This window comes from Paenibacillus sp. A3, from assembly GCF_001399685.1.
In the GTDB taxonomy this organism is placed as follows: domain Bacteria; phylum Bacillota; class Bacilli; order Paenibacillales; family NBRC-103111; genus Paenibacillus_G.
Genome location: NZ_JTHN01000051.1, coordinates 22,116 through 33,015 on the forward strand (window position 1 = coordinate 22,116; position 10,900 = coordinate 33,015).

Consider the following 10,900-nt stretch of genomic DNA (forward strand, 5'->3'; position numbering starts at 1 on the left):
TGGGAGCTTGTACGAATGGATTGCCAAAGTGACCGCGGACCGGCAAGCGTGCGAGCGTTGGGCGCGGCGATGCGGTATGCTGCCGAGAAGCGTGATGGCCGCGCTATGCCGAATGGCGGCTCTACTGTTGTATAGCTGCGCCGGTTCAGGTTTGAGACGCAAGGTGCAGGGGAACATGAAGGAGCTGCTGCCGGAACGGACGGCTCAGCAGATCAGGAAGGACGGATTTCGCTATACCGAAAATGTCGTCTTTGCGCTATATGAAATTTTGCTGGAATCGCACCGGCTGCCGGGCAGCGAGAAATGGCGGTTCCGGACGGAAGGGGAGGCGCACCTGGAAGAGGCGCTGCGTCTAGGTCGCGGCGCGATTGTCTATACGCCGCATGCGGGCAACTTTTTTTACTACTACTGGTATTTGTGCCAGAAGTATTCGTGTCTTACCGTTGCCACCGGCGGGAGTCCGGAGCTGCGGCCGCTCTATTTGAAGTTTCGGGATATGGGCTGCCCGGGGCTCGATTATGACAACACGCCGCCGCTGGAGCTGCTTCGTAAGCTGCGCAAGCATTTGCAGGCGGGGGGAGTCGTCTTTTTGCTGGGGGATTTCTGGCGCTCGACGTTTCCGCCCGCCCGTTTTTTCGGCCGGATGACGCGAACGCCCGAGGGCGCTTCGACGCTGTCGATTGAGCAGCGGGTGCCCATTATTCCCTTCAGTGGATGGCGCGAACGCGGATGGGTACACCGGATGCGGTTCGAAGCCCCGTTGTATCTGTCTTCTTCGTTCACACGGGCGACGCGGACCGAGGCGACGAATGTGCTGAACCGCTTCATGGAACGGGTCATTCGGGAGCGGCCCGAACAGTGGTTCTATTGGTTTAATGCCGAGGAGCGCTGGGAAACCGAGCAAGATGGCGGGACAGGGGCTTATACAAAGCGAGAGCGACGGAAGACGCATACGGCATGACAAGCGAAGGAGGCGTATAGCTGCGTGGATACCGGAAGTCATCTGTTGTTTGGCGCTACATTGGCCGGTCTGGCTATGCTTCAACCTGAAGTGGCTCAACAGCCGGCGCTGCTGCATGCGGTGCTGGCGGCCACGTTGATCGGCTCGCATGCGCCGGATTTCGATACGGTTGCCCGGGTTCGGGGCTATGCCGCTTATATCCGGGTGCATCGGGGAATTACGCATTCGCTTCCGGCTATGCTTTTATGGCCGCTGGCGCTGTCCGTTCCGATTGCTTGGGGATTCGGAGTATGGGAGCATGAGCTGATTGTTTTTGCTTGGACGATGGCGGCGGTCGTTTTTCACGTATTTCTGGATTGGCTCAATGCCTACGGCGTGCAGTGCTTTCGTCCGTTCTCGCAGCGCTGGCATCACCTCGATGCGCTCCCGTTGTTCGAACCGGTGCTGTTTATGACGCATGCGGCAGGTTTGTTTGTATGGCTGGCGACGGGGCTTAATCCGGGCTGGATGTTTTTGTGGATTTATTTGTTTACGTTTATATATATCGGAGGGCGGCTGCTTCATCACCGGGGCGTAGTCCGTTTTGTAAGAATGCAGCTTGGGCTGGAAGGGATATGTCACGTTGTCCCGAGTCTGCACTGGTTTCGCTGGCAGTTTGTGCTTGAGAGCAGCGACGCGTTTTATACGGGGATCGTGCATGGCAAGGAGCTGACGGTCAAAGATATTTATGCCAAACATACCGAAGGCGGCATGGCCGTAGAGGCGACACGTGCGGTTGATGGCGTGCGGGCGTTTTTGCATTTTGCGCAGCGGGTGCATGTCACTTGTACCGAGAGGCAGGACGGCTATGAGGTTCGATGGCGGGATATGCGGTTTTGGCACAATCACGAGCTGCCCTTCGGGGTGGACGTAACGCTCGACCGGGATCTTAAGGTCGTCAGTCAAACGCTCGGCTGGAGGAAAAAAGCGTGGGACCCGCCGTATGTGTAAAAACGGTCGATGAATTGTTGTCGGAATTTGACGAAAAAAGGTCGGGCCTCTGGTCTTCGAATCCGCGAAGCATTGTATGCCCGAGTAATAATTGGCAACTACGGTTTTGGTCCGAGGTATGAATAAAAAACGATCCGGTTAGAATAGTTCCAGTAAACATCCAAGCATGGGAGGTTGACGGAATGGATTTTACATGCCAGGATATCGCCGTGATCGAGCAGGCGCTGCAGCTTGCCATTCGGTCGCAATCAAGCGGCGCCAAGGCCCAGCCGTTTCAGGAAGTGCTGGGCAAGCTCCAGGTGAGCGCAAACACGGCCATGAACTCAGCTTCGATTCATAAGGTGTCTATGCACGACGGCATAAGGTTCGACTACGACGATTCCTCCGATGTGTTCTAAGTTAATCCATGCGTTTAGAGCGATCGGGACCCCGCCAATCCGATGAGCGGCAGGCCAAGGCTTTTCTGCTCGACTGCCGCTTGCCGGTTGCTCATGCGAGTATCCCCCATCCCTTTTCCTACCAAAATCGAACCGCCCCTTTAACAGACGACTCTACAACGAAAAAACTTTCCCGGGAAAGCGCAGGATACGACATGCTTTCTTCAAGTTTCAACTCACCGTAGGCGCGTTATTCCGATTCCGTTCGACCGGCTCCGCTAAGAAAAGAGATTGTCACACGAACATGCATTCGATATAATGAAAGGAATGTTACCGTCAAAAGGAGCTGCATTTATGAACCGTTTGACTGGCAAGGTTTCTTCCATCGAAGAAATGATCGATTTGATCCGCTCGTCGTCCGAGCTGATGTCCCAGGTGACTTACTGGCATACGATTCCGCCGCGGGAAGGGCGGTACGAGTCATTCCCGGAAGGCTTGCAGTCCGGGCTGCGGGAAGCATTGCTCGCCCGGGGCATCGGACAATTATATACGCATCAAGCCCAATCGTTCCGCGAAGTAAGCGCGGGGCGGCACGTCGTGACCGTGACTCCGACCGCCTCAGGCAAGACGCTTTGCTACAACCTGCCGGTGCTGGAGGGCATATTGAAAGACGAGAGCGCGCGTGCGCTCTATTTGTTTCCGACCAAAGCGCTGGCTCAAGACCAGGTGGCCGAGCTTCAAGAGCTGGCGAATATCATGGGTGCCGATATCAAAACTCATACGTACGACGGGGATACGCCGCCGACCGTACGCCAAGCTATTCGCAATGCCGGGCACATCGTCGTGACGAACCCGGATATGCTGCATTCCGCGATTTTGCCGCATCACACGAAATGGGTGAAGCTGTTTGAGAATATAAAGTTCATTGTCATTGACGAGGTTCATTCTTACCGTGGCGTGTTCGGCAGCCATGTGGCCAACGTAATCCGGCGGCTTAAGCGGATTTGCCGCTTTTACGGCTCGAATCCGCAGTTTATTTGCGCTTCGGCGACGATCGACAATCCGAAAGAGCATACGGAGCGGCTGATCGGGGAGAGCGTATCCCTTGTCAACGACAACGGCGCGCCCGCGGGAGAGAAGCATTTTGTCTTCTATAATCCTCCTGTGGTCAATCAGCAGCTTGGCATCCGCAAGAGCAGTGTGCTGGAGACGAGAAAAATCGCCGCGATGCTGCTGCGTCAAGGCATACAAACGATCGTTTTCGCGCGGAGCCGCGTGCGGGTCGAAATTTTGCTTACGTATTTGCAGGAACTGGTCGCCCACGAGCTGGGCATGAAATCGATCCGCGGTTACCGCGGCGGGTATCTGCCCAAGCTGCGGCGCGAAATCGAGAGGGGGCTGCGCAGCGGAGAGATCCGCGGCGTCGTCAGCACAAACGCGCTGGAGCTCGGGATCGATATCGGGCAGCTGCAGGCGTGCGTGCTGAACGGCTATCCCGGCACGATCGCGAGCACGTGGCAGCAATCGGGCCGCGCCGGGAGGCGGCAGGAAAGCTCCGTCACGTTCCTCGTGGCGAGCAGCAATCCGCTGGATCAATACATGATCCAGAACCCCAGATTTTTTTTCGAGCGTCCGCCGGAGCGGGCGCTGATCGAGCCGGACAACCTTATCATCTTGGTCGACCATGTCAAATGCGCCGCCTACGAGCTGCCGTTCGAAGAAAACGAGCAATTCGGCGGCGAGTCGCTGCATGATATTTTGGAGTTTTTGACGGAGGAACGAATATTGCACCGGGTCAAAAACAGGTGGCACTGGATGGAGCAGTCGTTTCCGGCGCACGACATCAGCTTGCGATCGGCCGCGCAGGAAAATTTCATTATCATCGATATGACGAACGGTGCCCGGGTCATCGGCGAGGTGGACCGGTTCAGCGCCCCGACCCTGATTCACGAAGAAGCGATCTATATTCACGAGGGCGTGCAGTACCAGGTGGAGAAGCTCGATTACGAGGAGAAGAAGGCTTACATACGCGAGGTCGACGTCGATTATTTTACGGACGCCAGCCTGGCTGTCCAGTTGAAAGTGCTGCATGTGCACCGGGAGGCGGTTGACCGGGGGCTCAAGCGGCAGTTCGGCGAAGTAACCGTGAATGCAAAAGCGACGATTTTTAAGAAAATCAAGCTTCGGACCCACGAGAATATCGGATCGGGACCGATTCATCTGCCGGAGGAGGAGCTGCACACGAGCTCTTACTGGTTTACATTCGACGACGAGATTGCCGCGGGCATGACGGTAAACGATATGCAATTTGCGCTGCTGGGGCTGGCGAACGTGCTTGTGCACATCGCGCCGCTTTACTTGATGTGCGATCCGCATGATATCCGCGTCGTTCCGCAGGTTAAGGCGGTGCATAACAAGCAGCCTACGATATTTTTCTACGACCGTTACCCGGGCGGCGTAGGGCTTAGCGAGCGGCTGTACGAAGTGCACGGGGAACTGCTCGCCGAAGCGCAGCGCCTGATTTCGTCGTGCGGCTGCTTGAGCGGTTGTCCGGCTTGTGTCGGGCCGATTGAAGAGGTTGGGCTGACCGGGAAGCAGCTGTCGCTTGGGCTGCTGAAGCAGCTGGAGGCCTCGCGATGAGCTCGCTTAAGGAAAGGCTGCTGCGGCACAAAAAGTCGATAGCGGGTACGCAGGAACGCGAGGAAGAAGTCAAAATTCTCGTGGGAGAGGAGCCACCTGGCTCGGCCGAAGAGGGACAGGCGGCTCACGGTGAGAGTAAACCGGAGTCCGCGGCGGAGTTTGACGAATGGTCGGTTGTCGGTGCAGCCATGAAGCATACGGAGTGGGGCGATTTCGTCATCCGCCGCCGCACGTACGAAGCGGGGTTTCGTCATGGGCAGTATGAGCTAAGCCGTTTATCGTCCTGCGCGGAGGAGCTGTTTGCGCTGCTGGAGCCGACGGCAGGCAATGCTGCGGCGAACCGTTCTGCCGCTCCATTCCACGAACGGCTGCTCTTTCTGGATACCGAGACGACAGGGCTGGGGCATGGGGCAGGCAACGTGCCGTTTATGGTCGGAGTCGGATTTTACCAAGGCCATCAATATCATATCGAGCAAATGCTGATCCGGCACCCCGGTGAAGAGGCGGCGATGCTGACCTATTTGGAGCAAAAGCTTGCTGCACATCCGGTGTTAATCTCTTATAACGGCAAATCGTTCGATTGGCCGATTGTCAAAAACCGCTATATCATGAACCGGATGGAGCTGGCCGCTGAGCCCTCGGGGCACATCGATTTTTTGCATCCATCCCGCAGTTTGTGGAAGCATACGCTGCCCTCTTGCCGACTAGGCAAAGTAGAGGAGGAACGGCTTGGCGTCCGCCGCGAAGAAGACGTGCCGGGATCGCTTGCCCCGACGCTCTATTTTCAATATTTGGCGCAGCGCGACCCTTCCGTTTTGGAAGGCGTGTTCGTGCATAACGAACTGGACGTGCTGTCGCTGGCGGGCCTGGCCGTTCATTTTGCCTGCTTGCTGAACGGTTCCTATGATTGGTCTCACGCGAGGTTATTCGGTTTAGAGGAGTGCTTTCGGCTCGGCCTGTGGCTCGATAAAATCGGCCGAAGCGGCATGGCTGACACGGTGATGAATGCGCTGGCTGAAGAGCTTCTCACTGAGGACGAGCTTGCTTCCGAAGAACCGTGCCTGCTGCCGCTTGCGCAATTTTGCAAGCGACGGGGACGCTATCCACAAGCCTGTTCGCTCTGGAGTCGGTATATCGCCCTGAAGGGCGGCCGGGCAACGGCTTCGCTTGAACCGTATATCGAGCTGTCCATGTACTATGAGCATAAGGAAAAACAGTGGGAGCACGCGCTCGCCTATGCTCAGGAAGCGCTTGACCATCTCTGGCGGCGAGATGCCTTGAAACGGAGCGGGGAGCGCAAATCGTCCGTACTTAGCGGCAAACATGCGAAGGGAAAAGAGGAGCGGGAAGAGGATGCCGAAGCCGTCAGCCTGCGCAAGCGAATCGAACGGCTTCGGCGGAAAGGGTCCTCATCCGCTAGTGCGATACGTGCTGCTGGTACTATTGAGCCCGAAGCGTCAGATTCGCTACAGTCGACGAAGTCTAGCGCCCGGACACGGGCAAAGCTATCGGCTGGGTCAGCAGGTCAAGCCCCGGCATCAGTTCCGGTTCAAGAGGGAGCGTCTGCTGTATCCCGCGTTCCTCAGTCAACCAGAAAAAGAAAGTCCGGCCTGTCTGCAGCGGAACAGCTTTCTATGCCGCTGTAAGTATAATTTCGCTTTGGGGTGGAAATACATGGTAAGATCATGATCCGAAAGGAGCAATGACGATGCCTGAGCTGCCCGAAATGGAAAATTATCGTAAGCTGCTAAGCGAGAGAATCATAGGCCGGACTGTGACGGATACGGAAGTAACAAGAGAAAAATCGATTAATGTGACGCCCGAGCGATGGGCGCAGGAGCTGATCGGTCAGGCCGTTTCCCGCATTGACAGAAGAGCGAAGCATCTGCTGTTTCGTTTAACGACAGGCAATGTTCTGGTGCTTCATTTAATGCTCGGAGGCATGATGTTCTACGGCAAGGCAGAGGAAAAGCCCGACCGGTCTGTTCAAGTGCGGCTCAGCTTCGGAGATCGTCACTTGTTTTTTATCGGGCTGCGGCTCGGTTATTTGCATCTCTATGATCCGTCGGAAGTCGATGAGCTGATGAATAAGCTCGGTCCCGATCCGTTCGATCCGGGGTTGACGCCTGCCCGGTTCGCCGAACGTCTGCGAGTAAAATCGGGTACGCTCAAAAGCAATTTCGTCGATCAAAGCGTCTTAGCAGGTATCGGCAACTGCTATAGCGATGAAATCTGCTATCATGCAGGTCTTCTGCCGTCCCGGCGTCCCAGCGCGCTGTCAGATGAGGAGCTTCACCGGTTATACCGATCCATGCGCGAAGTGCTGACGGAAGCAACGCAGGGCGGCGGGTACATGGAAATCCCGCTATTCGTCGGCGATTCGCTTACTGGCGCCTTCGACAGCCGCTGCCGGGTTTACGACCGCGAAGGAGAACCTTGCTTGCGCTGCGGCAGCCCGATTGCCAGACGCGACGTCTCGTCCAAGAAATCGTTTTGCTGTCTTGTCTGCCAGAGGTGAGGGGGCGTTGACCATGCGTTTTGGCTGCCATATCAGTATTCGGGGCGGTTATGCGGAAGCGGCAAAGTCGGCGGCAAAGCTTGGAGCCCAATCGTTCCAATATTTCCCAAAAAATCCGCGAAGCCTGACCGTAAAGGCGTTCAACCGCCAGGACGCCGAGCAATGCGCCCGGTTTTGCCGCGAGCACGGCCTGCTCAGCATCGCTCACACCCCTTATCCGACGAATCTTGCCGTAGGCCCGGGCGAGCTTCGACAGGCGACGATCGCCTCGCTTCGCAACGATCTTGAGATTGCAGACGCGTGCGGTTCGGTCGGCGTCGTGGTCCATTTTGGCAAATATAAAGGGGAAGACCCGTTACAAGGCTATAAAAATATTATACAATGTATGAATGAAGCGCTTGCCGGCTATACGGGCCGTTCGCTGCTGCTGATCGAGAATCAGGCGGGCGAAGGGACCTCCATGGGGACGACGCTTGAGGAGCTCGTGCAAGTGCGGAATCTTTGCGCTTTTCCGGGGCTTGTCGGCTTTTGCCTCGACACGTGCCATGCTTTTGCTTCGGGCTTATGGCCCTCCTCCAAGGACGGATGGCCGGAGCTGGAGCGGCATGCGGCAGCGACTGGTTATTTGCAGCACCTCCGGGCGATTCATCTGAACGATTCCGTGTATCCGCGAGGCGCGCATAAAGATCGGCATGCCATGATCGGCCGGGGCGAAATCGGGGAAGCCGGATTCGCTTCGCTGCTGCGCTCGACTGCACTCAAGTCGATGTCCGACCTTCCGGCGGTGCTTGAAACGCCTGTCCTGCGAGGGAGCACGCACGCTTCGGAAATTCGATACGTCAAGGAGCTGAGCGAAGGGTGATCCACGTTTATTTGGACGATTATCGCGCTTGTCCGAAAGGCTTCGTACCTGCCCGTACCGTGGACGAATGCTTGCTGCTGCTGCAGGAGTGCGAAGTGGACGTGCTTTCGCTCGACTACGACTTGGGCTGGGGACAGCCCAACGGACTGGAATTGGTCCGGGCGATGGCAAGCGCCGGTTTATTTCCGCAGCGCATTTATTTGCATACGTCGAGCGATGCGGGCCGTCAGCAAATGTTTCAACTGCTGTACGCGAGCAAGCCGGAGCATGTCCGGCTGACGAACGGTCCGATGCCTTCCGGGCTGCTTATGGAAATTTCCGAAACTGTAAAAGAATAGGTTGTGGTTCAACATGACGATGGTCTTATCCTTGCAAGATATTCATTTTATCCGAGAAGACCGGCATATTTTGTCCGGGGTCAATATCGATATTCGTCAAGGGGAGCACTGGGTTGTGCTCGGCCGGAACGGTTCGGGCAAAACGACGGTTCTGGAGCTGATGAATGGTTACGAGTTTCCGACCCGAGGAAAAGTACAAGTGCTCGGCAATACATACGGGCAATGCGACGTACGCGAAGTCCGCAAGCAAATCGGCTATATCAGCCAATCGCTGTATGAGAAATTAAATGCCGGGGACCCGGTGTGGGAAGTGATTGCCACCGGCGAGTTCGGTTACTTGCGTTTTTACGAAGAAATTCCGCAGTCGGCCCGCGAGAAGGCGGTCGCCATGCTGGACAAGGTAAAGCTTGCCCATTTGGCTAATCAGCCGCTTGGTACGCTGTCCCAAGGCGAGCAGAAGAAAGTGATGCTGGCGCGCGCTTTGATGACAAATCCGTCCATTCTCATTATGGACGAGCCTTGTTCAGGTCTCGACTTGTACGAGCGTGAGCGGTTGCTTGAAAATGTCAACGTGCTCGGCGGACAACAAATGACGGTCATTTATGTTACGCATCACATCGAAGAGATCGTTCCGCTTTTCACGCACGTTGTGCTGATCGAGCAGGGGCGAATTATTGCTTCCGGCGCGAAGCGGGACGTGTTGACCGAGGAAAATCTGGCAAAGGCGTATCAAGTGCCGATTCGGATCGAATGGTCCGGAGACCGGCCTTGGATTAAGGTGCTGTGATGAACGACTCGACATTTATCGGCACGTCGAACCGGGGATTTGCCCAGCAGGCTCAAGAAGAGCTTCGGCGTCTGCTGGGTCAGTCCGTTAAATTTGAATGGCTGGTTCCTGGCGAAGTGTTCGTATTTACATCCGAATTTGAGCGCAGCGATACGATTGGCCGCATCCTGGCGCAGGAGCCCGTGTTTCTGCGGCATATGCAGCCGGTCGACGCGATGCAACCGTGGAACGGTACTTTCGATCATGCGATTCGTCATATTCATGAGATGCTAGTCGCTGCAGGAGCATCGCTGAAGCAGATGAACGTAGCGGTACAAGGCAGAAAAGCGGAAGGGGAAGCGTTAGCAGGCCTATCCCTGCCATCGGTTCGCTCTTCCGTTGAAGAGATGCTGACAGCGGTGTTCGAGGCGAATCCGGTATCGCGCGATGCGGACTTGATCCTATCCCTGTATGTCACGGAAGCTAAGCTATATTTGGGCTTGTCCCGGCCGCAGGACAATTTGTCTGATTGGTCCGGCGGAGCGATCCGTTTCCGCAAGGAGGAAGGGCAAGTGTCGCGAGCCAAGTTCAAGCTGTTGGAGGCGGAGCAGGCCTTCGGCTTGGATTTGTCCCAGTACCGGTCGGCGCTCGATATTGGTGCGGCGCCGGGCGGCTGGACGTCGCTGCTGCTGGAGCGTGGGCTTCGGGTAACAGCGGTCGACCCGGCCAAGCTGGATGCGACGCTGTTGCGTCATCCGCAGCTTACGTATTTTCAGAAAAAGGCGGATGAGGTTACGTTTGCGGCAAATGCATTCGACCTGCTCGTTTGCGACATGAGCTGGAGCCACCGTCAAATGGCCAAGCTTGTCCGGGGGCTGTTGGGGGCGCTGCAGCCGGGTGGAACGGCTGTCATCACGGTGAAGCTGATGCACAAGAAGGCGTTTCAAACGATTCGCGAAGTGGTGAGCGATCTGGCTCCGGAGCTGGAGCTGCAGCAAGCGAAGCAGCTTTTTCACAACCGCGAGGAGCTGACGCTTTTTTTGATGAAGCAAGTGTGACTGGCTGTTCTGCAATGCGAGCCGAAAGGAGCTTTGCGAATGTCGGATGCGATTTTTTGGAACGACTTGTTTTCCAAGCTGAAACCGGAGCAGGTCAAGTACGATTTGTGGCTGGAGCCGTTCATCGGAGGCATTGATCCGTCCGGGACCGGCCCCATACTGGATCTCGGTTGCGGCGCCGGGAACGATACGCTGTATTTAACGGACAAAGGTTACTCCGTCATCGCTTGCGACCGTTCGACCGAAGCGCTAATGCGGGTACAAGAGCTCGTGCCGCAGGTTAAAACGGAGCGGCTTGATTTGCTTCAGCCGCTGCCTTTCCCGGACGGTTCGGCGCGGGTTGTGGTGGCGGATTTAAGTCTCCATTACTTATCGGGGAGCGATACCGGG

General features: G+C 56.3%; 11 protein-coding genes. All 11 read left to right on the plus strand.

What is annotated here, in order from left to right; genetic code table 11:
• The first annotated feature begins 7 nt into the window (after positions 1 to 7).
• On the plus strand, positions 8 to 961 hold the full coding sequence (locus QJ48_RS07795; RefSeq protein ID WP_054973070.1) for a lysophospholipid acyltransferase family protein: 954 nt from the start codon (positions 8 to 10) through the stop codon (positions 959 to 961).
• A gap of 24 nt (positions 962 to 985) precedes the next feature.
• Positions 986 to 1,951, plus strand: coding sequence for a metal-dependent hydrolase (locus tag QJ48_RS07800; protein ID WP_054973071.1), 966 nt, complete (start codon positions 986 to 988; stop codon positions 1,949 to 1,951).
• Positions 1,952 to 2,133: 182 nt separating this feature from the next.
• The gene (locus tag QJ48_RS07805; RefSeq protein ID WP_054973072.1) at positions 2,134 to 2,349 is read left to right on the plus strand and encodes a hypothetical protein; all 216 of its coding nucleotides are present in this window, start codon (positions 2,134 to 2,136) and stop codon (positions 2,347 to 2,349) included.
• Positions 2,350 to 2,682: 333 nt separating this feature from the next.
• Positions 2,683 to 4,968, plus strand: coding sequence for a DEAD/DEAH box helicase (locus QJ48_RS07810; protein WP_054973073.1), 2,286 nt, complete (start codon positions 2,683 to 2,685; stop codon positions 4,966 to 4,968).
• On the plus strand, positions 4,965 to 6,614 hold the full coding sequence (locus QJ48_RS07815) for a ribonuclease H-like domain-containing protein (protein ID WP_054973074.1): 1,650 nt from the start codon (positions 4,965 to 4,967) through the stop codon (positions 6,612 to 6,614). Before QJ48_RS07810 ends, QJ48_RS07815 begins: the two co-directional genes overlap by 4 nt.
• Positions 6,615 to 6,676: 62 nt before the next feature.
• Positions 6,677 to 7,486 (plus strand): Fpg/Nei family DNA glycosylase, encoded by an 810-nt coding sequence (locus QJ48_RS07820; RefSeq protein ID WP_054973075.1) that lies wholly within the window; start codon positions 6,677 to 6,679, stop codon positions 7,484 to 7,486.
• A 13-nt stretch (positions 7,487 to 7,499) separates the two neighbouring features.
• Positions 7,500 to 8,348 carry a deoxyribonuclease IV gene (locus QJ48_RS07825; RefSeq protein WP_054973076.1) on the plus strand — a complete coding sequence of 283 codons (849 nt, stop codon included), beginning with the start codon at positions 7,500 to 7,502 and terminating at the stop codon, positions 8,346 to 8,348.
• A complete protein-coding gene (locus QJ48_RS07830) occupies positions 8,345 to 8,686 on the plus strand; it encodes a cyclic-phosphate processing receiver domain-containing protein (RefSeq protein ID WP_054973077.1) in 342 nt (113 codons plus the stop codon). Before QJ48_RS07825 ends, QJ48_RS07830 begins: the two co-directional genes overlap by 4 nt.
• A gap of 13 nt (positions 8,687 to 8,699) precedes the next feature.
• A complete protein-coding gene (locus QJ48_RS07835; protein ID WP_054973078.1) occupies positions 8,700 to 9,473 on the plus strand; it encodes an ABC transporter ATP-binding protein in 774 nt (257 codons plus the stop codon).
• Positions 9,473 to 10,510: an SAM-dependent methyltransferase gene (locus tag QJ48_RS07840; RefSeq protein WP_054973079.1), complete on the plus strand. Its 1,038-nt coding sequence runs from the start codon at positions 9,473 to 9,475 to the stop codon at positions 10,508 to 10,510. The genes QJ48_RS07835 and QJ48_RS07840 overlap by 1 nt, the downstream gene beginning before the upstream one ends.
• 39 nt (positions 10,511 to 10,549) lie before the next feature.
• Positions 10,550 to 10,900, plus strand: a 351-nt coding sequence (locus QJ48_RS07845) for a class I SAM-dependent methyltransferase (protein ID WP_157261556.1), incomplete at its 3' end; no start/stop codon positions are given.

Bases quoted from the DNA above. Each gene is read 5' to 3' on its own strand.
- QJ48_RS07815 (WP_054973074.1), top strand. From the start codon at position 4,965: ATGAGCTCGCTTAAGGAAAGGCTGCTGCGGCACAAAAAGTCGATAGCG.
- QJ48_RS07835 (WP_054973078.1), top strand. From the start codon at position 8,700: ATGACGATGGTCTTATCCTTGCAAGATATTCATTTTATCCGAGAAGAC.
- QJ48_RS07825 (WP_054973076.1), top strand. From the start codon at position 7,500: ATGCGTTTTGGCTGCCATATCAGTATTCGGGGCGGTTATGCGGAAGCG.
- QJ48_RS07820 (WP_054973075.1), top strand. From the start codon at position 6,677: ATGCCTGAGCTGCCCGAAATGGAAAATTATCGTAAGCTGCTAAGCGAG.
- QJ48_RS07805 (WP_054973072.1), top strand. From the start codon at position 2,134: ATGGATTTTACATGCCAGGATATCGCCGTGATCGAGCAGGCGCTGCAG.
- QJ48_RS07840 (WP_054973079.1), top strand. From the start codon at position 9,473: ATGAACGACTCGACATTTATCGGCACGTCGAACCGGGGATTTGCCCAG.
- QJ48_RS07810 (WP_054973073.1), top strand. From the start codon at position 2,683: ATGAACCGTTTGACTGGCAAGGTTTCTTCCATCGAAGAAATGATCGAT.